The 22,066-nt window shown below is 60.8% G+C and carries 21 protein-coding genes and 1 pseudogene; 12 read left to right on the top strand and 10 right to left on the bottom strand.

The genetic code is table 11. The annotated features are described in order from the left end of the window. Positions 1-33: 33 nt before the first annotated feature. The 3 genes from xsc to RS027_RS10685 all read left to right on the top strand — a co-directional run bounded on the left by xsc (position 34) and on the right by RS027_RS10685 (position 3,727). Positions 34-1,854 carry a sulfoacetaldehyde acetyltransferase gene (gene xsc, locus RS027_RS10695; RefSeq protein WP_311956684.1) on the top strand — a complete coding sequence of 607 codons (1,821 nt, stop codon included), beginning with the start codon at positions 34-36 and terminating at the stop codon, positions 1,852-1,854. Positions 1,855-1,938: 84 nt separating this feature from the next. After that, positions 1,939-2,961, top strand: a complete 1,023-nt coding sequence (pta, locus tag RS027_RS10690; protein WP_311956682.1) for a phosphate acetyltransferase — start codon at positions 1,939-1,941, stop codon at positions 2,959-2,961. Positions 2,962-2,968: 7 nt separating this feature from the next. Continuing rightward, positions 2,969-3,727 carry a TSUP family transporter gene (locus RS027_RS10685; protein WP_311956680.1) on the top strand — a complete coding sequence of 253 codons (759 nt, stop codon included), beginning with the start codon at positions 2,969-2,971 and terminating at the stop codon, positions 3,725-3,727. Positions 3,728-3,746: 19 nt separating this feature from the next. Here RS027_RS10685 and RS027_RS10680 read toward each other — a convergent pair whose 3' ends face one another. From RS027_RS10680 to RS027_RS10665, 4 genes are read right to left on the bottom strand one after another with little or no spacing between them, the layout of a single operon-like run. Continuing rightward, positions 3,747-4,085: a Lin0512 family protein gene (locus RS027_RS10680; protein ID WP_311956678.1), complete on the bottom strand. Its 339-nt coding sequence runs from the start codon at positions 4,083-4,085 to the stop codon at positions 3,747-3,749. After that, positions 4,078-4,431, bottom strand: a complete 354-nt coding sequence (locus RS027_RS10675; RefSeq protein WP_311956676.1) for a Lin0512 family protein — start codon at positions 4,429-4,431, stop codon at positions 4,078-4,080. Before RS027_RS10675 ends, RS027_RS10680 begins: the two co-directional genes overlap by 8 nt. A gap of 55 nt (positions 4,432-4,486) precedes the next feature. Beyond that, positions 4,487-6,223 (bottom strand): cobaltochelatase CobT-related protein, encoded by a 1,737-nt coding sequence (locus RS027_RS10670; RefSeq protein ID WP_311956674.1) that lies wholly within the window; start codon positions 6,221-6,223, stop codon positions 4,487-4,489. A gap of 6 nt (positions 6,224-6,229) precedes the next feature. Further along, on the bottom strand, positions 6,230-7,198 hold the full coding sequence (locus RS027_RS10665; RefSeq protein ID WP_311956672.1) for an AAA family ATPase: 969 nt from the start codon (positions 7,196-7,198) through the stop codon (positions 6,230-6,232). 328 nt (positions 7,199-7,526) lie between these two features. Here RS027_RS10665 and RS027_RS10660 point away from each other — a divergent pair, with 328 nt between their 5' ends. Continuing rightward, on the top strand, positions 7,527-7,910 hold the full coding sequence (locus tag RS027_RS10660; protein WP_311956671.1) for a nuclear transport factor 2 family protein: 384 nt from the start codon (positions 7,527-7,529) through the stop codon (positions 7,908-7,910). A gap of 60 nt (positions 7,911-7,970) precedes the next feature. Further along, positions 7,971-9,419, top strand: coding sequence for an NAD(P)/FAD-dependent oxidoreductase (locus tag RS027_RS10655; protein WP_311956668.1), 1,449 nt, complete (start codon positions 7,971-7,973; stop codon positions 9,417-9,419). A gap of 6 nt (positions 9,420-9,425) precedes the next feature. Here the strand turns inward: RS027_RS10655 and pdxR are convergent, their stop codons facing one another. Next, on the bottom strand, positions 9,426-10,895 hold the full coding sequence (gene pdxR, locus RS027_RS10650) for a MocR-like pyridoxine biosynthesis transcription factor PdxR (protein ID WP_311956666.1): 1,470 nt from the start codon (positions 10,893-10,895) through the stop codon (positions 9,426-9,428). A gap of 271 nt (positions 10,896-11,166) precedes the next feature. On the opposite strand from pdxR, the gene RS027_RS10645 reads away from it, so the two are divergent. The 4 genes from RS027_RS10645 (at position 11,167) to RS027_RS10630 (ending at position 15,259) form a co-directional block, all read left to right on the top strand. After that, positions 11,167-12,180 carry a TRAP transporter substrate-binding protein gene (locus tag RS027_RS10645; RefSeq protein WP_311956663.1) on the top strand — a complete coding sequence of 338 codons (1,014 nt, stop codon included), beginning with the start codon at positions 11,167-11,169 and terminating at the stop codon, positions 12,178-12,180. Positions 12,181-12,277: 97 nt separating this feature from the next. After that, entirely contained in the window at positions 12,278-12,841 is a 564-nt protein-coding gene (locus tag RS027_RS10640) for a TRAP transporter small permease (protein ID WP_311956659.1), read from the top strand. A gap of 2 nt (positions 12,842-12,843) precedes the next feature. Beyond that, complete coding sequence (locus RS027_RS10635; RefSeq protein WP_311956657.1) at positions 12,844-14,181, top strand: TRAP transporter large permease; 1,338 nt, start codon at positions 12,844-12,846, stop codon at positions 14,179-14,181. A 43-nt stretch (positions 14,182-14,224) separates the two neighbouring features. Next, complete coding sequence (locus tag RS027_RS10630; RefSeq protein ID WP_311956655.1) at positions 14,225-15,259, top strand: YeiH family protein; 1,035 nt, start codon at positions 14,225-14,227, stop codon at positions 15,257-15,259. Between the two features lie 46 nt (positions 15,260-15,305). On the opposite strand, the gene RS027_RS10625 is transcribed toward RS027_RS10630, so the two are convergent. From RS027_RS10625 to RS027_RS10615, 3 genes are read right to left on the bottom strand one after another with little or no spacing between them, the layout of a single operon-like run. Next, positions 15,306-16,244 carry a 5-oxoprolinase subunit C family protein gene (locus RS027_RS10625; RefSeq protein ID WP_311956651.1) on the bottom strand — a complete coding sequence of 313 codons (939 nt, stop codon included), beginning with the start codon at positions 16,242-16,244 and terminating at the stop codon, positions 15,306-15,308. Then, complete coding sequence (pxpB, locus tag RS027_RS10620; RefSeq protein WP_311956648.1) at positions 16,241-16,960, bottom strand: 5-oxoprolinase subunit PxpB; 720 nt, start codon at positions 16,958-16,960, stop codon at positions 16,241-16,243. Before pxpB ends, RS027_RS10625 begins: the two co-directional genes overlap by 4 nt. Then, entirely contained in the window at positions 16,957-17,733 is a 777-nt protein-coding gene (locus RS027_RS10615) for a 5-oxoprolinase subunit PxpA (protein ID WP_311956642.1), read from the bottom strand. The genes pxpB and RS027_RS10615 overlap by 4 nt, the downstream gene beginning before the upstream one ends. A gap of 196 nt (positions 17,734-17,929) precedes the next feature. On the opposite strand from RS027_RS10615, the gene RS027_RS10610 reads away from it, so the two are divergent. The 3 genes from RS027_RS10610 to RS027_RS10600 all read left to right on the top strand — a co-directional run bounded on the left by RS027_RS10610 (position 17,930) and on the right by RS027_RS10600 (position 20,897). Further along, the gene (locus tag RS027_RS10610) at positions 17,930-18,931 is read left to right on the top strand and encodes a TRAP transporter substrate-binding protein (RefSeq protein WP_311956640.1); all 1,002 of its coding nucleotides are present in this window, start codon (positions 17,930-17,932) and stop codon (positions 18,929-18,931) included. Between the two features lie 105 nt (positions 18,932-19,036). Next, positions 19,037-19,588 (top strand): TRAP transporter small permease, encoded by a 552-nt coding sequence (locus RS027_RS10605; RefSeq protein WP_311956637.1) that lies wholly within the window; start codon positions 19,037-19,039, stop codon positions 19,586-19,588. A gap of 10 nt (positions 19,589-19,598) precedes the next feature. Continuing rightward, positions 19,599-20,897 (top strand): TRAP transporter large permease, encoded by a 1,299-nt coding sequence (locus tag RS027_RS10600; RefSeq protein WP_311956636.1) that lies wholly within the window; start codon positions 19,599-19,601, stop codon positions 20,895-20,897. 112 nt (positions 20,898-21,009) lie between these two features. Here RS027_RS10600 and RS027_RS10595 read toward each other — a convergent pair whose 3' ends face one another. After that, the gene (locus RS027_RS10595; protein WP_311956635.1) at positions 21,010-21,915 is read right to left on the bottom strand and encodes a LysR family transcriptional regulator; all 906 of its coding nucleotides are present in this window, start codon (positions 21,913-21,915) and stop codon (positions 21,010-21,012) included. Between the two features lie 45 nt (positions 21,916-21,960). After that, a pseudogene (locus tag RS027_RS10590) lies at positions 21,961-22,066 on the bottom strand (IS5/IS1182 family transposase); the annotation flags it as partial.

Here is a 22,066-nt window from a genome sequence, read left to right as displayed (position 1 = left end):
GCGAAAGCCTCGGTACTGATCCGGAGATGATTCATGAGCACGCAGAACCCCACAGATAACCGCCAGGTTGTTGAAGGCAAGCAGAAGATGACGCCTTCCGAGGCGTTCGTTGAGACGCTGGTGGCCAACGGCGTTACCGATATTTTTGGCATCATGGGCTCGGCCTTCATGGACGCCATGGATATTTTTGCGCCCGCCGGCATCCGCCTGATCCCGGTAGTGCACGAGCAGGGCTCGGCGCACATGGCCGATGGCTATGCCCGGGTATCCGGCCGCCACGGCGTGTTGATCGGCCAAAACGGCCCCGGCGTGTCCAACAGCGTTACCGGCATTGCCGCGGCATACTGGGCGCACAGCCCGGTAGTGGCCATTACGCCGGAAACCGGCACCATGGGTATCGGGCTGGGCGGTTTCCAGGAATGTAACCAGCTGCCGATGTTTCAGGAGTTCGTCAAGTATCAGGGGCATGTGACGCATCCGGCGCGCATGGCCGAATACACGGGCCGCTGCTTTGAGCGGGCCATGACGGAAATCGGGCCTACCCAGCTCAATATTCCCCGCGACTACTTTTACGGTGAGATTGAAGCCGAGATTCCCCGGCCGCTGGAGCTCGACCGCGGTCCCGGCGGGCCCAAGAGCCTGGACGAAGCCGCCGAGCTTCTCGCCGAGGCGCGTTTCCCGGTCATCGTTTCCGGTGGCGGTGTGGTGATGGCGGACGGCGTCGATGCCTGTAAGGCGCTTGCTGAGCGGCTGGGCGCACCCGTCGTCAACAGCTATCAGCATAATGACTCTTTCCCGGCCAGCCATCCGCAGTGGTGTGGTCCTCTTGGCTACCAGGGGTCAAAAGCCGGCATGAAGCTGATCGCCGACGCTGACGTTGTCGTTGCTCTGGGTACCCGTCTTGGGCCTTTCGGCACGCTGCCCCAGCACGGCATGGATTACTGGCCGAAGAATGCCAAGATCATCCAGGTCGATGCCGATCACAAGATGCTTGGTTTGGTGAAGAAAATTGCCGTAGGCATTTGCGGCGATGCTCGGGAAGCGGCCGACGCGCTTACCGAGCGCCTGCAAGAGCGCAACCTGGTCTGTGACTCAAGCCGCGACGAGCGCGCTGAGCGTATTGCCAGCGAGAAGGCGGCCTGGGAAAAAGAGCTGGACGAGTGGTCTCACGAAGACGACCCCTACAGCCTTGACGCCATTGATGAGGCCAAGGGTGAAAAGCCCTTCTCCGGCGGTGCTTACCTGCACCCGCGGCAAGTGCTGCGGGAGCTGGAAAAGGCCATGCCGGAAGACAAGATGGTGTCGACCGACATCGGCAATATCAACGCGGTGGCCCACAGCTACCTGCGCTTTGATAAGCCCCGTAGCTTCTTTGCGCCGATGAGCTTTGGCAACTGCGGGTACGCCCTGCCGACCATCATCGGTGCCAAGGCCGCAGCTCCCGAGCGCCCGGCGATTGCCTATGCCGGCGACGGCGCCTGGGCCATGAGCATGACGGAAATTATGACGTCAGTACGTCACGATATTCCGGTCACCGCCGTGGTATTCCACAACCGCCAGTGGGGCGCCGAGAAGAAGAACCAGGTGGAGTTCTATAACCATCGCTTTGTCGCCGGCGAGCTGGATAACCAGAGCTTCGCGGAGATGGGACGCTCCATGGGTGCCGAAGGCATTACCGTTGACCGCCTGGAAGACGTGGGTCCGGCCCTGAAGAAAGCCGTCGACATGCAGATGAACGAAGGTAAAACCACCGTCATCGAGATCATGTGTACACGCGAGCTGGGCGACCCCTTCCGTCGTGACGCGCTGAAAAAGCCGGTGCGTCTGCTCGAGAAGTACCAGGATTACGTATAAGGCCTGAGCGCTATTATGTCTTTACCCCCGGCCTGGCCGGGGGTTTTACGTTCTACCGCCCTGTTAGCGGTATAGGCAGGTACCATGAAAGCGTTAAATCAAATACTGGATAATGCTCGGCACGACCCCAAACGCATTGTGCTGTGTGAAGGCGAGGACGAGCGCGTACTGCGCGCGGCAGCAAAGGCCGCTGAGGCAGGCATTGCCCGGGTCATACTCGTAGGCGCTGAAAAGGCCGTTGCCGCGGCTGCCCGGGACCATGGCGTTGACGTTTCGACGTTTGAGGTAGTGGATCCCGCTACCTCACCGCTGACGGAAAGCCTGGCGCAGGCCCTGCACGCGCTGCGCGAGAAAAAGGGCATGACCCGCGAGCAGGCCGAGTCCAGCGTGCGTGACCCCTTGTGCTTTGCGCATATGCTGGTGCGCGAAGGCCATGCTGACGGCTCCGTTGCCGGCGCGGTCAACACGACGGCCGACGTGGTGCGCAACGCCATTCAGACGCTGGGCCTGGCGCCGGGGAGTTCGCTTGTATCCAGCTTCTTTCTGATGATGCTGTGTCAGCCGTTTCACCGTCTCAAGGGCGGGCTGATCTTTGCAGACTGCGGGTTGATGGTTGATCCTGACGCCGAGCAGCTCTCTCAGATCGCGCTTGCTGCAGCCGACAGTGCAGAAACGCTGCTGGATGAAGAGCCCCGAGTGGCGATGCTGTCCTTTTCCACCAGCGGCAGCGCCCAGCACGAACATGTGGATCGCGTGCGTGACGCTGCCCAAGCGGTACAGCAGCAGCGCCCGGAGTTGGCCATTGATGAAGACGTGCAGCTGGACGCTGCGATTGTGCCCGACATTGCCGAGAAAAAACTGCCGGACTCTCGCGTCAAGGGCCGCGCCAACGTCCTGGTATTTCCCAATCTGAACGCTGGCAACATCGGCTATAAAATGGCGGAGCGTATAGGCGGCGCTGACGCGATCGGCCCGCTGCTGCAGGGGCTGAACAAGCCGGCCAACGATCTGTCGCGCGGCTGTAGCGTCGACGATATTTACCACGTCATTGCCGTGACGTCGGTCCAGGCTCAGGCGAGCGAAAAGTGCGCCGGCGCTAAAGGCTGAATCGTCGATGGCAATCGTTGCTGAGGTGCCGTGGCTGTTTCTGCTCATTGCCGGCCTGGGCGGCTATTTGCAAACGGTGACGGGCTTTGGCCTGGGCATGATCGTCATGGGCCTGGCCGGGGGCCTGGAAGTCGCCTCGGTGGCCACGGTTGCCGCGGTGATCAGCTTGATGCTGCTCATCAACTGCGTGGTGGCGCTCCCCGGGCGCTTGCAGCATATTTACTGGCCCTCGGTGTGGGCGGTGATGCTGGGCGTTGTGCCAAGTATTCTGGTCGGGGTGGCGATGCTGCACTACCTAAGCGATGAAGCCTCGTCAGTACTCAGGGTCGTGCTTGGCGGGGTCATTCTTTACGGCGCCGCCGGTCTGCTGTTGAAGCCGGCTCACCAGGCGCATATCGCCAGTCCTGCCAGCTTCACCCTTTTTGGCGGCTTCTCCGGCTTTCTCGGTGGGCTTTTGGGTATAGCCGGGCCGCCGCTGATTTATCACTATTATCGCCAGCCGCTTCCCCCCGCACGTATTCGTCACACCTTGATTTTACTCTTTGCCGTCACGGCGGGTATACGCACGCTGTTTATCGCCGTTCAGGGGCAGCTAAGCCTTGATATCCTGGCGCTCGTCGGCTGGTCCTTTCCGGCCGTGGTGGCGGCAACCTGGGTTGGCCGGCGCTGGCCACCGCCGCTCTCGGCACTGGCGATGCGGCGGCTGGTGTTTGTCATGCTGATGATAATCGGCGTGTCATTGATGGCGGCCGGCCTCTTGTCTTGAAGCGGCCGGGCCGCCCTGGCTAAACGGCGAGAAATACGGCCACTGCCGCGGCAGCAACAAGGCGGGAGGGGCTGCCGTCCGGCCCCTGAACATCGAGGCCGCCGTGGCGCACCGTGACGCTCACCTGCCCGGCTGTCAGCTCGGCGATAATGGCTTGCTCGTCTATGCTGTCCGGCTTTGGTACGCCGATCGTCACTTCGACCCGCGTCTGGCGTTCATCGAGCTCAAGCGATTGAAAAAGGGCCAGCGAAGAGTGGCTCAGGGCATCGTTGACGGCGTGGCGGGCGGCTTGGGTGTAGCCTTCGTGAACGTCGGCATGGCCGCTACCCATGGCCAGGATAAGTCGCTTTTCAGCCATTATCGGACTCCATTGCCAGAGAGACGGTAAGGACAGCGTTGGCAATGACGCTGGCGCCGCTGCCGTCGGGTTTGGGAACCTCGAGCCCGCCCCGGGTCAGCGTAATACGGGGTTTGCCGTAGGGGAAAACCTCCGGCAGAACCCGGGAATCCACTTCTTCCGGGCAGGGAACGCCAAGCTGCACGTCGATCTCCATCGCCTCGCGGGGGAAGTCAAAGGCTTCGGCCACGTTGAGGGAGTTGTGCCACAGCGCATCGCGGATGGCCCGGACGCAGGCCTCGGTATAGTCACGGCTGCGGATGGAGGTACCCGTGCCGAACTGGTGTATCAGAGGGGTGTTGGCCATTTGCCACTCCTGTAAAAGCCGCTTTCATTTAGCAGGTGACGGCTCTGGTCAACCGCTATGAGCGGTGTATGCGCTGAGCGATCAGCTGCACGATTTCGTCAAACAAGTGATTATCCAGCGCTTGTGACATGTCGGTCGCCAGGCTGTGGCGGTAGAACGGGCTTAAGTCCAGACCGACACCCAAGCCCAGAATATCGATCTCGCCCTGGCGCTCCTGCCGGGCGAGGACGGTTTTCAGATGGTTATCCAGGTAGTAGGCGTCGTTGGTCAGGTTGGTGGCGGTGTCCGAAGGGCTACCGTCGGAGATCACGATAAGGATCTTGCGCTGCTCTTCGCGCGCCAGCAGGCGCGAGCAGGCCCAGTCCACGGCTTCACCGTCCACGCCTTCACGAAACAGGTTGCCTTTCAGCATTGCCGCGATGTCGCGGCGAGACCGGCGCCAGCCGCGATCGGCTTCCTTGAAGACCAGATGGCAGACTTCATTGAGCCTTCCGGGGGCGGGAGGGCGGCCCTGGCGCATCCACTCCTGATAAGGCTTGCCGCCGTTCCAGGCGTTGGTGGTAAAGCCCAGCAGCTCGCTGCGCCCGCCCGCAATGTCCAGCGCGCGGATCAGACAGTCGGCCAGCATGGCGACGGATTCGCTTTGGTGGCGCATGGAGCCGGAGCAGTCGACCAGCAGCGTTACCATGCAGTCGGCAACCGGGCGCTGGCGATCCTGATAGAACAGGCGCCGTTCCGTAGGCGAGCTCACCAGCTGCGCCAAGCGCCGGCCGTCGATGCGGCCTTCTTCCTCGCCGTATTGCCAGCCATCGTACTGCGGCGTGGCCAGAATGGCCGCCAGCTGGCGCGCCAGTCGCGGTACGTTAATGCCCTGTTCGGCAATGCCGGTATCCAGCCGCTGGCGAAACTCTTCAAGCTGCGCCTTGCGTACCAAATCCGATGCGACAACTTCGCGGTCATAGGCGGTGGTATACACCGTATAACCCTGCCGGCTTTCGCCCAGTGCCTTGCTGGTGCCGCTGCGGGCGCTGGCAAAGCGCTCGTCGTCGCCTTCCTGGTCAAAGTCCAGCAGCAGGGCAAAGTTTTGCTGAGCATCGTCGTCATCATCCTGGCGCTCGTGATTACTGCCGTCTTCGCCTTCCTGCCAGGATTCCAGCGTCTCATCGACCAGCTTGGCCACGGCCTGCGCGTGGGGAATGAAGGCTACCTGGTCGTGGCGGTGGTGACGCAGGCCGGCCAGCGCCAAGCCCATGGACGAGGCCAGGGAGAACCGCGTGCTCTCGATAAGGTCTTCGGTTTCTTCGAGCACCTGACGCGCGTTCAGCCGAGACCAGCTCATCTGGGCAATCGTATAGATGAGAAGGCCGCTGCTACTTTCGGTTTGCCCCGAACGATGGAACTCCAAAGACCAGCGGCTAAAGCGCTGCTCCAGGTTGGCGGTCATGCCCGGCAAATGTGCCGGCACCTGGGTTTCTACCCGCAGCTGCTCCAGCAGTTCGAACACCAGCCGGGCTACGGGTTTTTCCGGGCAGCTCTTCCGGTGCAGCTCGGCATCGCTGTAAAGCAGCCGCAGGGCCATGCCGTCCGCCGCGGCGCGGCAGTCAGCAAACGGCGCTACCGCGGTATCGATCCGGTGGTGGGGGGCGTACATGGGAAGTCGGTGCTCGCCCTGGTACAGCTGCTTGCCCCGAAAATGCAGATCCGACCGGCCGCTGAGCGCGCGGATGGCGGCGGCGCAAAGCGCTTCTACCTGCTGCTGGCGGCGGGCTTGCTGCTGGACGTTGCTGCTCATGTCGCGTTACTCCATGAATCGGGCTTCATCCAGCTCCTGGCCAAAGCAGCGCTGGTAGTATTCAGCGACCGTCTGGCGTTCGGTAGCGTCGCACTTGTTCAAAAAGGACAGCCGGAAGGCCAGTGCCGGGTCGCGGAAAATCTCGCAGTTCTCCGCCCAGGTAATGACGGTGCGTGGCGACATCAGCGTCGAGATATCGCCGGCGGCAAAGCCTTTGCGCGTCAGATTAGCCACGCTCACCATGGCGGCAACGAGCTCGTGGCCCTGGGCGGTATCTTTGCTGGGTACGCGCGACAGGACAATGGCGGCCTCTTCCTCCGCGCTCAGGTAATCCAGCTTGGCGACGATGTTCCAGCGATCGATCTGGGCGTGGTTCAGCACCTGGGCGCCCTGATAGAGGCCGGACATGTTGCCAAGCCCTACGGTGTTGGCGGTGGAGAACAGGCGGAAGTACGGATGGGGATGGATGACCCGGTTCTGGTCCAGCAGCGAAAAATGGCCGTCGCGCTCGAGGATGCGTTGAATCACGAACATGACATCGGGGCGGCCGGCGTCGTATTCATCAAAAATAAGCGCCACGGGGCGCTGCAGTGACCAGGGCACGATACCTTCCTGGAACTCCGTCACCTGAACGCCGTTCCTGACCACAATGGCATCCTTGCCTACCAGGTCCAGGCGGCTGATGTGGCCGTCCAGGTTGACCCGCATGCACGGCCAGTTCAGGCGTGCCGCAATTTGTTCGATGTGGGTCGATTTGCCGGTGCCGTGTAGCCCCTGAACCATGACGCGGCGGTTGCGGGTAAAGCCGGCGAGAATAGCCAGGGTAACATCCGGATTGAAGCGGTAGGCTTCGTCAACCTCGGGCACGTAGTCGTTTTGCTGGCTGAAGGCAGGCACCTGCAGATCGCTGTCGATGCCGAACAGTTCGCGCACCGAGCGCAAGGTATCAGGCTTCATGCTGGCTAAATCTGTCATGTCTGTCTCCTTGGGGGCACCAGGTGCAGGGCAGTGGCGTGTGGCCCTTCAAGCCGTATGTCGATTCTGAGTTCAGCCTAGCTTACTTGGAAATATATAAAAAGTGGAATGATAAGTTTCGTTTTAAGATACAGGGGCGTTTTTTTGGACATTCGGTGGGCGGTCGGAAAAGCGCTTCTGGCCCAAATAAAGACCGGTAACTGGCGCTAATGCGTATAAAAATCGAGGAGTAGACTGGCTTTTAAACGCCTTGCCTCTGGCGTGACAGCCGCGTGATAACCGCGATAGTGACAACAACGACAACGTTTTTTTGCAAATGGAGTTTACGATGAGCCAGCCAACCGTTGCTTTCCTCCAGGCTTTCAGTGAAGCCCTCAACAACCATGACATCGATGCGGTCATGGAAATGATGACCGAGGACTGCGTGTTCAACGCCGTGGCCGGCCCCGAGCTGCAGGGCAAAAGCTTTGTCGGGCAGCAGGAAGTGCGCCAGGGCCTGGAAAACGCGTGGAAAACGGCGCCGGACGCCTGCTGGGTCGATGGCGAGCACCACGTTAGTGGCGACAAGGGGTTTTCCGAAACTACCTACAAGGGAACCACTGAAGACGGCGCGCGTACTGAAGCACGCATGATCGACGTTTTTACTTTCCGCGATGGCAAAATTGCCGTCAAGAACGCATTCCGCAAAAACCGTCCTCCGGTTAATGCCTGAGTTTTCCGCGCTGGAACTGTCCGTTCCAGGACAAGGCCGCCCGATCGCGAGGAACCCGCTATGCAAACTGCAGAACAGCACGATAAAGCCGAAAACACCGTAGGGCAGCAAAGCACCGCGCCGTCACGGCCTTACGATCCCATGTACGACCCGCTGAAGAACCCGACGCCCGGCACCGGGCGTGACTATGCGCCCACCTACTGGATCGACACGGCGGGCGAGCCGCCGGCGGATGACGGCCCCATACAGGGGGATACCGACGCCGATGTGGTGATTGTGGGGTCGGGCTTTACCGGGCTGACCGCGGCTATCTTTCTGGCGCAGAACTATGGCATCAAGGCCACGGTGCTGGAAGCCAACCGCACCAGCTGGGGGTGTTCTACTCGTAACGGCGGGCAGGCCCAGTGCGCCATGGGGCGCCTGTCGCGCTCGGAGTGGATCGAGCGTTACGGTCTGGATGCCGCCCATCGGCTGCACGATGAGTGCCTGGCGGGCATGGCCACGTTCAAGGAGCTGATCAAGGACATCGACTGCGAGCCGCAGCCCGGCGGGCACCTCTATATTGCCCATCGCAAGCGGCAGATGCCGGAATTGGAAAAAGAAGCCCGGCTGCTGCGCGATACGTTCAATTACGACGCGCAGATCCTGGACGCCGATACCGTCAAGAATGAATGGCTGGGTGACCAGGAAACGGTGGGGGCGATGCACGAGCCCGAAGGCATCGGCATTCATGCCGGCAAGCTGGCCTTTGGCTATCATCGCAAGGCGCGCGCGCTGGGCGTCAAGATTCATCCCTCAAGCCCGGTGCAAAGCTGGGAAACCCGCGGCGGCGTGCATTACCTGAAAACGCCCGGTGGAACCGTGAAGGCCGGCGCCGTCGGCATGGCGACGGGGGGGTATACCTCGCAAAGCCTGCATCCGCAGCTGAAAAATCGCTTGATGCCGATCTTGTCCAACTCGATTGTGACGCGGGTGCTTACCGACGAAGAGATACAGGCCAGCCATCTGCATACGCGCCAGGTGATTACCGACGCCCGGATACTGCGCCACTACTATCGTCTGCTGCCGGACAATCGGCTGCAGATTGGCAGCCGTAGCGCCGTTACCGGGAAAGAGGCGCCCAACAAGAAATATGAAGATATGCTCATTGGCGATATGCATCGCAAATTTCCCCATCTGCAGGGCGCCCGGATCGACTATTCCTGGTGGGGATGGGTCGACGTCAGCCATGACCTGATGCCGCGTATTTTCCAGCCGGACCCGACAAGAACGGTCTATTACGCGCTGGGTTACGGCGGTAACGGCGTGATGTACTCCGCCCAGGCAGGGCGGCGCCTGGCGCAGCTGATCGCCGGTGACGGCGAAGGGCTGGACATGCCGATCTTCACCTCAAAGCTGCCGTACCCCAATGTCAGGGAGATGGTGGAATCCCAGGCATTTGCGCCGTTTCGCCGTATCGGGCAGCGCTTTTTGTATCACTGGTACAACTTCAAGGATGAGCGTAAATAAGCCGGCTCAGCGGCGATCGTTCATGGCCTCCGGCAGCAAGTCAGCCAGGCGCTTTAGACCTGGCTCTATCTTGTCTTCGTGGATAGCCGAAAAGCCCAGCCGCAAATGCGCGTTGCACGAACGATCGAAGTAATGAATATCGCCGCATTCGATCAGAATACTTTGCCTTCTGGCCAGCACCTGCCATTTGCGGAAGTCCAGCTCTTGGGGCGCTCGCAGCCAAAAGCTGGTGCCGCCCATGGTTGACGAGGTATGAAAGTCCGGTAAATGCGTGGCTAGCGCCTCGTTCATGCGCTGCCAGCGGCGCTGAAACGTGCGGTGGATCTGGCGTAGCAGCACATCGTGATAGCCCCGCTCCAGAAACAGCGCCAGGGTCCGCTGGTTGTTGGTAGGCGGATGGCGCAGCATCAGGCGGCGGATGGCGCGAGCCTCACGAATCAGCGTCGGGTGCGCCACCATGTAGCCCAGGCGCAGCCCCGGCGACAGCGTTTTCGACAGGCTGCCCAGATAAATCACCCGCTGGTGGCGGTCCAGGCTTTTGAGCGCCGGGGTCGGGTTGCTTTGATAGTTGGTCTCGCTGTCGTAGTCGTCTTCGACGACCAAAAAGTTGTTCATTTCCGCCAGGTCAAGCAGATGTCGGCGCCGCGGAAGCGGCATGGTAACGGCAGTAGGGCACTGGTGGCTGGGCGTTACATAGACAAGGTCGCACTGGCCAAGCGAGTCATCCGGGCGCATGCCTTGGGCATCGACCGGCAGCAGCTGGATGTCGTCGGTCAAAAGCCGGGCGATGTTATACATATCGACATAGCCCGGGTTTTCCATGCCCAGGCGACGGCCGGGCTTGAGCAATAGCTGAGCCACGGTCCAGAGCGCTTGCTGAGTGCCCATCGTAATGAGTATTTCTTCCGGCTTGGCCCAGACCCCGCGCCGGGGCAGAAGCCGAGTGCGCACTTGTTCAATGAGCAAGGGGTCATCCTCAGTGAAATGATCCACCGACCAGCGGTTGATAGCCGGCACGCTCACGGAATCGCGGCTGCATTCGCGCCAATGCTGGGTAGGGAACAGCGCCGGGTCTATCTGGCCGTAGACAAAGGGATACGCGTAGCGGTGCCAGTCAACCGGCTTGCGGATGGCTTTTTGCCGCGAAGGGCGTGCCGTCAGCAGGCGCTCCCAGGGCATGGGGTCGGCATCGATATCGTTGAGGCGCACCGGGCGTTCGGCGCGGCCCTCCAGCACGTCCGTATTGACGAAGTAGCCGCTGCGGCTTCTGGCGATGAGGTAGCCGTCATCCAGCAGCTGCTCGTAGGCCAGCACGACGGTATTGCGCGCAACGTTTAGCTGCTCGGCCAGCTTACGGCTGGAGGGTAGCGCCTTATCAACCGGAATCTGGCCGTCGAGAATGGCGTTGGCAACCTGCTCGCGCAGCTGATTTTGCAGGCTTTCTGGCCGTGCCGGGTCTAGATGAAAAAGCAACATGGCGTTAGACCCCTTTGCTTGCCAGATGAAACAAGGATAACGCGCCATTATGGCACGCGGTAATGACTGACAAGATGCGACTAAAGTCGAGTTAGTGGCGTGGCAGCTCCTTGCTGGCACCAAACAAGACGACCAGCTGGCACTATGGGACGGCGCCAGGAGTGCGTAAAAGAAGACGGGTCAGCATGTATATGTTTCTGATGCCGCCGTTGGGCAGACTATTGCTGCCCGACGGCAGCCATCAAAATAAAAACAAGGACTGGAGGACATTATGCCTACCCCAAAATTGACACTTTCTGTTGCTATTTCTACCGCTTGCCTCGCGCTTAGCACCGGCGCGGCAGCGGAAACCTGGAAAATGGCGATCGGCGATGCTGCCGGTGGCACCCAGTATGAGCTGGGCAAGAACTTTGCCGAGCAGATCGAAAAGCGCTCTGACGGCGAGATTACGGTCGACCTGTTTCCCAATGGCCAGCTTGGCAGCGAGCAGGACACGCTGAATAACGCCAGTATGGGGATGCTGGATTTATCGATCATCGCGATCAATAACATCACCCCCTTTTCGCCTACGGTGGGCGTATTGACGCTGCCCTACGTGATCCAGGGGGCCGAAGATGCCAAGACCCTGACCCAGGGTGAAGTAGGAGATGAGCTGACCGAAAACACCATTCGCGATGCCGGCGTTCGTATTCTGGGCTGGGCCTATTCCGGCTGCCGCCGCCTGAGTAACTCCGAGCGGCCCGTTTCCTCGCCGGAGGACCTGGATGGGCTGGTTATCAGGGTACCGAAGAACGAAATCATGATGGCCTCTTATCAGGCATGGGGGGTCAACCCTAACCCGATGGCCTGGTCGGAAACCTTCACCGCGCTGCAGCAGGGTGTCGTCGATGGTCAGGACAACCCCTATATCACCATTGATGCCATGAAGTTCTATGAGGTTCAGGACTACATCACCGATAGCTGCTACGTCTTCTCCCTTGAGCCGCTGGTGATGGGCGAAGGGGCTTACCAGGCGCTGAGTGAAGAAAACAAGAAGCTTGTTCAGGAGGCCGGAGAGGCGGCAACTCAGCACAGCTACGACTACCTGCAAGAGACAGAAGGCGAAATCAAGACGCGCCTGGTGGAAGAGGAAGGTATCGAAATTATCGAACCTGATAACAACGAAGAAGAATGGATTTCTCAGGCAACCAGCATATGGCCGGATTTCTACGACAGCATCGGCGGTAAGGACAAGCTGGATAACGTACTGGAGATCCTGGAGCGCGAACCGGCCCCCGAGAAGTAAGCCTTCATTCAGGATTTTAGCCACTCACATGCCCGGGCTTTTCGGATGAAAAAGCCCGGTGCTACTTTCTCGAGTGTTTTGTCAGGTGGTAGCTGATATGAAAAAGAAGCTGCTTTATCTTATAGATAATATAGAAGGGTATCTTTGCCAGTTTCTGTTGGTAGGGTTTGTGGTACTCCTGTTCGTGCAAATTGTCATGCGGAACGTATTCAGCTACTCGATACCCTGGGGCGACGAGCTGGCAACGTATGCCTTTGTCTGGTTTGCCTATCTGGGCGCGGCCTATGGTACAAAGCTTTCCGCCCATAACCGTATTACTTTTCAATTCAAGATGTTCCCTCAGTGGGTGGCAACGTTTTGCGAGTTGCTTACAGATATTATATGGATCGGGTTTAATATCTTCTTCATATACTTGAGCTATGACTTTGTCTTCAATCGGATGAATCTTTTCTGGACCTCGCAGACCATGGGTGTCCCGATGAAATATTTTTATTTCATACTGCCTATTGCCTTTATCGCGATGACCATAAGGGTGGTGCAGAAAAATTACCTTAAGTTTTTTAAAAAAAAGAATGCTCCAGTCGCTGAGGAGAAAGAGTTCGACAGCATAGACAAAACAGAGCGGGAAGAGCCGCGACTTAAAGAAAACGGGGGAGAATAAGAATGACGACGCTTGTCTATGTCCTGTTCGGCGTATTTTTCCTGCTGCTGGTGCTGGGCGCCCCTATTGCTATCTCGCTGGGCGTTGCCGCATTAGCCACGTATCTGACCCTGGGCGAGAACCCGCTGGCCTTTGTGCAAATGGCCTTTACCTCGGTGGGGGCTTTTCCGCTGATGGCGCTGCCGGCCTTTATTCTTGCAGGCGCGCTGATGGAAGTTTCCGGCATATCCAAGCGGCTGGTAGACATAGCCGAGGCGTTTGCCGGGCCCGTCTCCGGCGGTTTGGCGGCGGCGACGGTGTTTGCCTGCATGTTTTTTGGCGCTATTTCCGGATCCGGCCCGGCAACGACGGCCGCCGTGGGCATGCTTATGATTCCGGCGATGTCGAACCGCGGCTATGACCGCGGCTACGCCTCTGCGGTGACCGCCTCAACGGGTGGCCTGGGCGTGGTGATTCCGCCTTCTATCCCCATGGTGATCTTCGGTATTTCGGGTATGGGCCTGCAGCCGCCCTCCGAGGCCATTGCCGAGCACGGCACTTTCCAGACGCTGTCCATTCCCAAGCTGTTTATTGCCGGCATCATCCCCGGCATGGTCATCGCCGGCTTCATCCTGGTGGTCAACTACTTTATTTCACGCAAGCGTGGCTACTGCGGACTGAGCGAGCACTGGTCCATGGCGGATATCCGCACCACCCTGCGCAGGGGTATTTGGTCCATGCTGGCCCCCATTATTATTCTGGGCGGTATTTATAGCGGCCTTTTCACACCGACGGAATCCGCCGTTGTGGCGATCTTTTATACGCTGGTGGTGGGGATTTTCCTGCATAAGGAGCTGGAATTAAAGCCGGCGCTGAAAACCCTGGAGACCACCACCTGGATTACCGGCCGGGTTCTTCTTATCCTGTTTACCGCGACGGTCTTCGGCCGCCTTCTCGTTGAGAATCAGGTGCCGTCTTATATTGCCGAAATCATGCTGGCCGTCACGGATAACCTCTATCTGATCTGGGCCATGATTATCGGCTTTCTGCTGTTTGTGGGCATGTTCATGGAAACTCTGGCAGCCATCATGATCCTGACGCCGGTGCTGTTGCCGATCATGTATATGCTGGGGATGGATCCGGTGCACGTCGGCATTGTGGTGGTGTGTTCGTTGGCTATTGGCTTTCAGACGCCGCCGCTCGGGGAAAACCTCTTTGTTGCCTCGGGTATCGGGGGCTGCTCGGTAGAGGAAATTTCCCTCAAGGCGCTGCCCTTTGCGGCGGCCTCGATTACGGCCATTTTCGTTATTGCCTACTTCCCGCAGCTATCCTTATGGCTACCTCGTGTTTTGGGTTATTAAGGTGATTCCCAGCGCAAGCTGATTTTTCAGGAGTGATGAAAACATGTCGAGTCTCGAGCAATCGCGTCTGTCGTTGCCCAACCTGTTTGCCAGGGGCCAGCAGGTTATGCCCGGGGTGATTATTTGCGTCACTATTGCACTGGCTACGACTTTTATTGCCGATAACTACGGCGGCCCCACGCTGCTCTATGCCTTGCTATTCGGCATGACGCTGCATTTTCTTTCGGAAGAAGGGCGCTGCCTGGCGGGTATCGAGTTTTCGGCACGCACGATACTGCGCCTGGGGGTGGCCTTGCTCGGGGTGCGCATCACGCTTGAGCAGGTGGCCGAACTGGGCCTCGGTCCGCTGGTGACGGTGATTGGCGGCGTCACGCTGACGATTGCCATCGGCGCGCTGCTGGCTCGCGTGCTGGGGCTTGAGCGTGATATGGGGCTGCTGACCGGGGGCTCGGTAGCGATTTGCGGGGCCTCTGCGGCGCTGGCGCTATCCGCCGTTATGCCGCGTCACGAGACCCACGAGCGCAATACCATCATGACCGTCGCCGGGGTGACTACTCTGTCCACCATGGCAATGATTGTTTACCCGCTGCTGGTCTCTGTGCTGAATCTGGGCGACAGCGATGCCGGCATCCTGCTGGGGGGAACCATCCATGACGTCGCGCAGGTGGTGGGGGCGGGTTACATGATTTCCGAAGGAACCGGCGACATTTCTACCTTCGTCAAGCTGATGCGCGTGGCAATGCTGGTGCCGGCGGTCATGGTCTTCATGTTTATTTTCCGCCATAGCCGGCAGGAAGAAGGCGGCAGAAAAATGCCGCTTCTGCCCAGCTTCCTGGTGGCATTTGTCGTCATTGTGCTGATCAATAGCATGGGCTGGATACCCACGATGGCGACCGACGCGATTACCGACCTTTCGCGCTGGTGTTTGGTCACGGCCATTGCTGCGCTGGGTATCAAAACGTCTTTCCAGAAGCTGGCCGTGGTGGGCTGGAAGCCAGTTATTCTGATGATGGCGGAAACGCTCTTCCTGCTGCTGTTTGTCATGGCCTGTATTTATTTTGGCCTGGCCGGCATGTAAGAAAGCTGGCGCTGGTGGCTTTGGCCAGCCCCACCCCGATGAAAATTTAACGCAAGGTATTGATAAAGCGGCGATAGTCGGCCAGCGCGGCCTCGGCCGGCACGGGCTTCAGGATGACGGCGTCCCCCGGCATACACTGCGCCAGGCGGGCGCAGGCCAGGAGCGTGAGCGCTCCCAGGCGCGGGTAGCCGCCGATGGTCTGGCGGTCGTTGAGCAGGGCAATGGGCTGGCCGTCCGGCGGTACCTGGACGGCGCCTAGCCCGAGCCCTTCCGAAATCATTCGGTCAAGGCGGCAGCGCAGCGCCGGGCCGCACAGGCGAACGCCCATGCGGTCAGCCCGATCGTCAACGTGCCAGGGCTGGTTGAACGCCGCGTACAGGCTCGCGCCGTCGAATTCGGCAATCTGCGCGCCCGGCATCAGCGCCAGCTCGGGCGTCGCGCGATAATCCGGCCGTGCGTCATCCGGGGCATGCTGTTCGTCTGCACGCCGGGAGGCGGCCTTGCTCACCATCAGAACGTCGCCTTCCGCCAGCGGGCTGCCGTTGCCGTCGTGGCCGCCCAACCCCTCGCGGGCCACGCAGGCCACGCTGCCCAGCACCGGCGCTGCCTGAAAACCGCCGGCGACGGCCAGGTAGGCGCGCAGGCCGCTGGCAGGCTGCTGGAAGCGCAGCACCTGGCCGCGCCGTAGGGTGATGCTCTGCCACAGCGGCAGCGGGGCATCGTCCAGGGTAGCGTTGAGGTCGGCGCCGCAGACGGCGAGGCGTATATCGCGCTCGGCTTCCAGCACCAGGCCGCCAAACGTGACTTCCAGGACCGCCGCGCCCCAGGCGTTGCCCGCCAGGCGGTTGGCCCAAGCCCAGGCATGAATGTCCGCCGGGCCGCCCTGGGTGACGCCCAGCCGGCGCACGCCGAAGCGACCTGCGTCCTGGAGCAGGGCCAGGGGGCCGGCACGCCGCACGCGCAGCCCGGGTTTGTGATGGCTCATGGGGCCTCCTTCATGGCGGTGGTGTCGCCCCCGAGGCGCGCAAACTCCTCCCGGGAGACCGGGACAAAACGCACTTGGTCGCCGACCCGCAGCAGGCTAAAGCCGTCGCGCTTGCGGTCAAACAGTACCGCCGCGGTCCGGCCGATAAGGTTCCAGCCACCCGGGGACGCCATGGGGTAGGCCGCCGTCTGCCGCCCGGTGATCCCGACGCTGCCCGCCGGCACGCGCTGGCGCGGGGTTGGCAAGCGGGGCACTGCCAGGCGCTCATCCACGCTGCCCATAAACGCAAAGCCGGGGGCAAAGCCCAGCGCGTATACCTGATAGGTCACGCCTGCATGGCATTCCACCACCTCGTCCCGGCTTATGCCGGCGTGCGCTGCCAGGCGCTCAAGCTCGGGGCCGACGCCGGGGGCGTACCAGGTGGGCAGCTCGCGCACCTCGGCGTGTCCGCGCTGCTCATCCGGCGCCAGCGAGGCGAGTACCGTGCGCAGCTGCCGGCGCGCCTCGACCGGGGTCAGCCGGTCGATGTCAAAAACCACCAGCAGCGTGGTGTAGGAGGGCACCAGGTCCACCAGGGCATCGCCAAAGGTCGCTTCGCAGTCGCGCACCAGCGCCAGCATCCAGGGCATGTTGGCTTCGTCAATGGTGTCGAACAGCCGCACCAGCCAGCCATCCATGCCGGCAGACTCCAGGCGCGGTAGCGTCACCGTTTTCATGGCTTCGCCCCCTGGGCCTGAACCACCTCGCGAATCGCCTTGATCGCGGCGATGGATTCAGGGTTGTCGCCGTGTACGCACAGCGTATCCGCATTGAGCCTGAGGTCGCGGCCGTCGCTGGCGGTGAGCGGCTCGCCCCGGGCTATGCGTCGGGCCTGCTCCACAATCTGGTCGACATCGCGGTGCACGGCTCCGGGTTCCCGGCGCGACAGCAAGCGGCCTTCCCCGTCGTAGGCGCGGTCGGCAAAGGCCTCAAACCAGACGGAGACGCCGTGCCGCTCTGCCAGGCGCTGTACCGGTGCGGTCTCCCGCGTCGCCATAGCCATCAGCGGCAGGGCGGCATCGTAGGCGGCCAGCGCACGCATCACCGCTTCCAGCTTGGCGCTGTCTTGCATCATGTCGTTGTACAGGGCGCCGTGGGGTTTGACATAGCCAAGCGTCATGCCCTCGGCGCGACACACCCCGGCGAGCGCCCCTACCTGATACAGCACCAGGTTCTTGATTTCGGCCGGCGTGCAGGCCATGGAGCGGCGACCAAACCCTACCAGGTCGGGATAGGCCGGGTGCGCTCCCACCGTTACGCCGTGCTCCCGGGCCAGGCGCACGGTCTGGCGCATGGTGTCCGGGTCCGAGGCATGAAACCCGCAGGCCACGTTGGCCAGATCCACATGGGGCATCACGTCCCGGTCGCACCCCATGACCCAGGGGCCAAAACTTTCGCCCATGTCGGCATTGAGCCGTAAGGCCGGTGGGGGTGTTGGCTGTGAGGTCATGGATCCTCCCGATGACGTTTGGCTGACAAGTTACCAAGATGTTGGCGTGACAGGATAGGTGTTTGAGTGTTGGTACCGTTGACACTGTATCGTGGGACGGCCTGGCCTTCACGCTACCCCAATTCTATGCTCCTCTGGTACGGGGTCGTTGAAGTGGCCTCGCTGAATAATAAATGCCTTGTGGAGAACATCGACCATGCCGCTACGCAACGTATTGCCTCGCCTGGCTTTTGCCGGCGCTATTGGCTTAAGCCTGTCTATCCTGAGCGTGAGCGCTCAGGCGGCAACCGAATGGGACATGCCCACGCCCTACGGCGATCGCACCTTCCATACGGAGAATATCCGCGAATTTACCGAGGACGTTCGCCAGGCCACCGACGGCGAGCTGGATATCAAGGTGCACTCCAACGGCTCACTGATTGGCCATGCCGAGATCAAAAACTCCGTGCGCCGGGGCATTGTGCCCATCGGCGAGGTGATCATGTCGCGGCTGGCGAATGAAAACCCCATTTTTGAAGTGGATTCGGTGCCCTATCTGGCGGCGGGCTACGAGGAGGCGCGCGCACTCTGGGAAGCGTCTCGGGACATCATCGACGAGGAGCTTGCCAAGCAGAACCTGCGCCTGCTGTTCGCCGTCCCCTGGCCGCCTCAGGGGATCTATACCCAGGACGAGGTGACCGGGCCCGACGACCTGCAAAACCTCAACATGCGCGCCTATAACAATGCCAGCGAGCGGCTGGCGCAGCTTGCCGGCGCGGTGCCTACCCAGGTCGAAGTGCCGGATATCCCCACCGCCTTCAGCACCGGGCGGGTGGGGGCCATGATTACCTCTCCGGCGACCGGGGCGGATACCAAGGCGTGGGATTACCTGAGCCATTTCAACCACGCCCAGCTGTGGCTGCCCAAAAACATGATCATTGTAAGCGATCGTGCCTTTTCTCAGCTTGATGAAGGCACCCGGCAAGCCGTTCTCGATGCCGCCGCCGAGGCAGAAGAGCGCGGCTGGGAAATGAGCCGTGAAGAAACTCAAGAAGCGCTGGGCGTGCTGAAGGACAACGGGATTACCGTTACCACGCCAACGCCCGAGCTTGAGGACAAGCTTCAGGAAATCGGCGATACCATGACCGATGAATGGGTCGAGCGCGCCGGCGATCAGGGTCAGCAAATCCTCGATGCCTATCGCGGTCAGCAGGATTAATCCATCGGGCGCGGCGGCTCTTGGGTTGCCGTCGCTACCCGGGTGCCGAGCCTCTCCCGCCTTCCAGGCGCGACCCTGAAGGCGGCCACCAAAGGATAGGTGACCATGAACTATCGGCTACGCTCGCTCTATCACCTGGGCGGCTACTTGTCAGCCACCTGCCTGGTGCTGATATGCGGCCTGATCACCCTGCAGATTCTCGGCCGCCTTGGCGATATTTTGGCGACGGCGGTGGGGGCCGGCCGCATTGGCCTGACCATTCCCGGGCTTGCTCAGATATGCGGTTTCCTGCTGGTCGGGGCCACCTTTTTCGGCCTGGCTTATACGTTTATCCATCACGCGCACATTCGGGTCACGCTGCTGATCGGCCAGCTGCCGCCCCGCTACCGGGTGTTTGTCGAGGTCGCCTGTCTGAGCGTGGCACTGGCGCTGTGTCTGTACCTCGCCTTTTATCTCTATCAGCTGCTCGCCGACAGCGTCGCCTACGGCGAAACGTCCTACGGCCTGCTGAGCATTCCCCTGTGGCTGCCGCAGTCGGCCATGCTGGCCGGCGTCGTGCTGTTTTGCCTGGCGCTTGCCGAAACATGGTGGCAAACCCTGGCCATCGCCGTTCGCCGCCCGGGTAGCTTCATCCCCGGCGATACCGACCAGACCTGACGAGGCGCCCATGCTGATCCTGACTCTGACCCTGTTCGTCACGCTTTTGGTGCTGCTGGGCAGCGGCGTCTGGGTGGCTTTCTCGCTGCTGGGGCTTGGCTGGGTTGCGCTGAGCCAGTTCACCAGCATTCCTACCGGCGACGTCATGGCGTCGGACCTCTGGGGGGCCAGCTACAGCTGGGAGTTGACGGCGCTGCCGATGTTCATCTGGATGGGCGAGATTCTGTTTCGCTCGCGGCTGGCCAACGACATGTTTACCGGTCTTTCTCCCTGGATGCAGCGTATTCCGGGGCGGCTTTTGCATACCAACGTGGTGGGCTGCGGGCTGTTTGCCGCGGTGTCCGGCTCCTCGGCGGCGACCTGTGCCACCATGGGGAGAATGACGCTTCCCGAGCTGACCCGGCGCGGCTACGACGAGCAGCTGGTGATTGGCACCTTGGCCGGCTCTGCGACGCTGGGTCTGCTGATTCCGCCCTCTATCATCCTGATCGTTTACGGCGTTGCCACCGACCAGTCCATCGCCCGGCTGTTCATGGCCGGTATTCTGCCAGGGGTGCTGCTCAGCGGGCTGTTTGCCGCCTATCTAATGGTCTGGGCATGGCGCTATCCGGAGAAGATTCCCGCCGCCGAGGCCGCGCTGCCCTGGCGCGAACGCCTGCGTCATTCGCGGCGGCTCATTCCGCTGCTGGCGCTGATTCTTGGGGTCATCGGCTCGATTTATGCCGGACTGGCTTCCCCCACGGAGGCCGCGGCCGTCGGCGTGGTGCTCTCCCTGCTGCTGGCCAGGGTGCAGGGCAGCATGGACCGCCACGTCTTTCACGACGCCCTGATGGGGGCGGTACGCACCTCGTGCATGATTGCGTTTATCCTCGCGGGAGCCTCGGTTCTCACCGCCGCCATGGGCTTTACCGGCTTGCCCAGCGATCTGGCGGCGTGGATCGGCACGCTGGGGCTTTCTCCGGTGATGCTGCTGGCCGCGCTGACGGTGCTGTTTATTCTGCTGGGCTGCTTTCTGGACGGCATCTCCGTGGTCGTGCTGACCACCTCCATTTTGCTGCCCATGGTCGAGACCGCCGGCATTGATCTGATCTGGTTCGGTATCTATTTGGTCATCGTGGTGGAGATGTCACAAATTACCCCGCCCATCGGTTTTAACCTTTTCGTGCTCCAGGGCATGACCGGGCGCAATATTCTGAGTATCGCCCGGGCCGCGTTGCCGTTCTTCTTTTTGATGATGCTCGGCGTCGTTTTGATCGGGCTGTTTCCGGCGATCGTCACCTTTCTACCCTCTGCCATGGGGAACCGCTGAGGGGTATCTTCAATGCCCTATCTTACCGCGTACTCTCCGCGCCGCTTACCGTAAAGCTCCGCTCTTTTTGCCGCTGGGCTGGCGCCCGGCCACAAGCGGCAAAGGCAAGGGGTTACAGGATAGGGGGGCGTTCGTTAAGCAGCTGCCATAGCTGATTAACGTTAGTGTCGTTGTCCTCGGGGTGGGTGTAGCAGGCCACTACCAGCTTCGGCCCCCCGAGCTCTTCCAGCAAAGAGACGAGCTTCCCGGCCGCCAGGTCTTCTTCAATCAGGCCATGCGGAAGCCAGCCAACGCCGAGCCCGGCCAGTGAGAGCTCACGAATGCCTATGGTGAAGGCCGTTTCGCAGACCAGTTCGATTTCATAGCGACGCTGCAGGTTTAGCAGGTAGGGCGTTGCCAGGATTTTGCCCAAAAAGCTGTTGGAATCGTAACCGATAAGCGGGAGGCGGAGTTCAGTTTCCAGGTCGTATATCGGTCGGCCCAGGCGGTCTGCCGCGCATACGGGTATCAGCTGTTCGGTGCCCAAAGTGACGCGCGCGATATCGTCCTGCGATAAAAACAGCGGCGAATCCGCCACCTCGTTACACAGCAGCAGGTCCGCTTCGCCGCGTTGGAAATCGCGGATGCAGTCAATGCGGTCGGCTGTCCTGACCTGTAATCGCGCTTCAGGGGCCCGGTTGCGAAAGTAACGCAAAAGCTGTGGCAAGTAGCTGACGGTCAGGGTGTGCTGGGTGGTCAGGATGGCGCGCGGGCCGCGCTCCACGTCGGCGCGTATGCGGCTGCGCATGGCGTAGAGCCCGGCGAGCCAGTTGCGCATCGGCACCTCGTACGCCTGTGCATGGGCGGTAAGCGATAGCTGAGATGAAGTGCGATCGATCAGTTCGACGCCGAGCCACTCTTCCAGCTGACGAATACGGCGCGAGAAGGCCGGCTGCGTCACGTAGCGCCTTTCAGCGGCCTGGGAGAAGGTCCCTGCCTCGATCAGCGCAAAGTAATCTTCTAGCCACTCCGTTTTCATATAAATTGTCCTAAATAATCAACGGCATTAGGGCCTGTTGACGTTTCACATTGGTAGCCATAAAAAGCCGCATGCCAAGGCCACCATGCTTTCGTAATTTCGTTTGAGCTTATCGTAGCGCGTCGCAATGGCGCGATACGGTTTCAATCGA

Source organism: Halomonas garicola, assembly GCF_031935715.1.
GTDB lineage: Bacteria > Pseudomonadota > Gammaproteobacteria > Pseudomonadales > Halomonadaceae > Vreelandella > Vreelandella garicola.
The sequence above is the reverse complement of the archived record's forward strand: the minus strand, read 5'-3'. Positions and strand labels throughout refer to the sequence as shown.

Bases quoted from the DNA above. Each gene is read 5' to 3' on its own strand.
- xsc (WP_311956684.1), top strand. From the start codon at position 34: ATGAGCACGCAGAACCCCACAGATAACCGCCAGGTTGTTGAAGGCAAG.
- pta (WP_311956682.1), top strand. From the start codon at position 1,939: ATGAAAGCGTTAAATCAAATACTGGATAATGCTCGGCACGACCCCAAA.
- RS027_RS10685 (WP_311956680.1), top strand. From the start codon at position 2,969: ATGGCAATCGTTGCTGAGGTGCCGTGGCTGTTTCTGCTCATTGCCGGC.
- RS027_RS10680 (WP_311956678.1), bottom strand. From the start codon at position 4,085: ATGGCTGAAAAGCGACTTATCCTGGCCATGGGTAGCGGCCATGCCGAC.
- RS027_RS10675 (WP_311956676.1), bottom strand. From the start codon at position 4,431: ATGGCCAACACCCCTCTGATACACCAGTTCGGCACGGGTACCTCCATC.
- RS027_RS10670 (WP_311956674.1), bottom strand. From the start codon at position 6,223: ATGAGCAGCAACGTCCAGCAGCAAGCCCGCCGCCAGCAGCAGGTAGAA.
- RS027_RS10665 (WP_311956672.1), bottom strand. From the start codon at position 7,198: ATGACAGATTTAGCCAGCATGAAGCCTGATACCTTGCGCTCGGTGCGC.
- RS027_RS10660 (WP_311956671.1), top strand. From the start codon at position 7,527: ATGAGCCAGCCAACCGTTGCTTTCCTCCAGGCTTTCAGTGAAGCCCTC.
- RS027_RS10655 (WP_311956668.1), top strand. From the start codon at position 7,971: ATGCAAACTGCAGAACAGCACGATAAAGCCGAAAACACCGTAGGGCAG.
- pdxR (WP_311956666.1), bottom strand. From the start codon at position 10,895: ATGTTGCTTTTTCATCTAGACCCGGCACGGCCAGAAAGCCTGCAAAAT.
- RS027_RS10645 (WP_311956663.1), top strand. From the start codon at position 11,167: ATGCCTACCCCAAAATTGACACTTTCTGTTGCTATTTCTACCGCTTGC.
- RS027_RS10640 (WP_311956659.1), top strand. From the start codon at position 12,278: ATGAAAAAGAAGCTGCTTTATCTTATAGATAATATAGAAGGGTATCTT.
- RS027_RS10635 (WP_311956657.1), top strand. From the start codon at position 12,844: ATGACGACGCTTGTCTATGTCCTGTTCGGCGTATTTTTCCTGCTGCTG.
- RS027_RS10630 (WP_311956655.1), top strand. From the start codon at position 14,225: ATGTCGAGTCTCGAGCAATCGCGTCTGTCGTTGCCCAACCTGTTTGCC.
- RS027_RS10625 (WP_311956651.1), bottom strand. From the start codon at position 16,244: ATGAGCCATCACAAACCCGGGCTGCGCGTGCGGCGTGCCGGCCCCCTG.
- pxpB (WP_311956648.1), bottom strand. From the start codon at position 16,960: ATGAAAACGGTGACGCTACCGCGCCTGGAGTCTGCCGGCATGGATGGC.
- RS027_RS10615 (WP_311956642.1), bottom strand. From the start codon at position 17,733: ATGACCTCACAGCCAACACCCCCACCGGCCTTACGGCTCAATGCCGAC.
- RS027_RS10610 (WP_311956640.1), top strand. From the start codon at position 17,930: ATGCCGCTACGCAACGTATTGCCTCGCCTGGCTTTTGCCGGCGCTATT.
- RS027_RS10605 (WP_311956637.1), top strand. From the start codon at position 19,037: ATGAACTATCGGCTACGCTCGCTCTATCACCTGGGCGGCTACTTGTCA.
- RS027_RS10600 (WP_311956636.1), top strand. From the start codon at position 19,599: ATGCTGATCCTGACTCTGACCCTGTTCGTCACGCTTTTGGTGCTGCTG.
- RS027_RS10595 (WP_311956635.1), bottom strand. From the start codon at position 21,915: ATGAAAACGGAGTGGCTAGAAGATTACTTTGCGCTGATCGAGGCAGGG.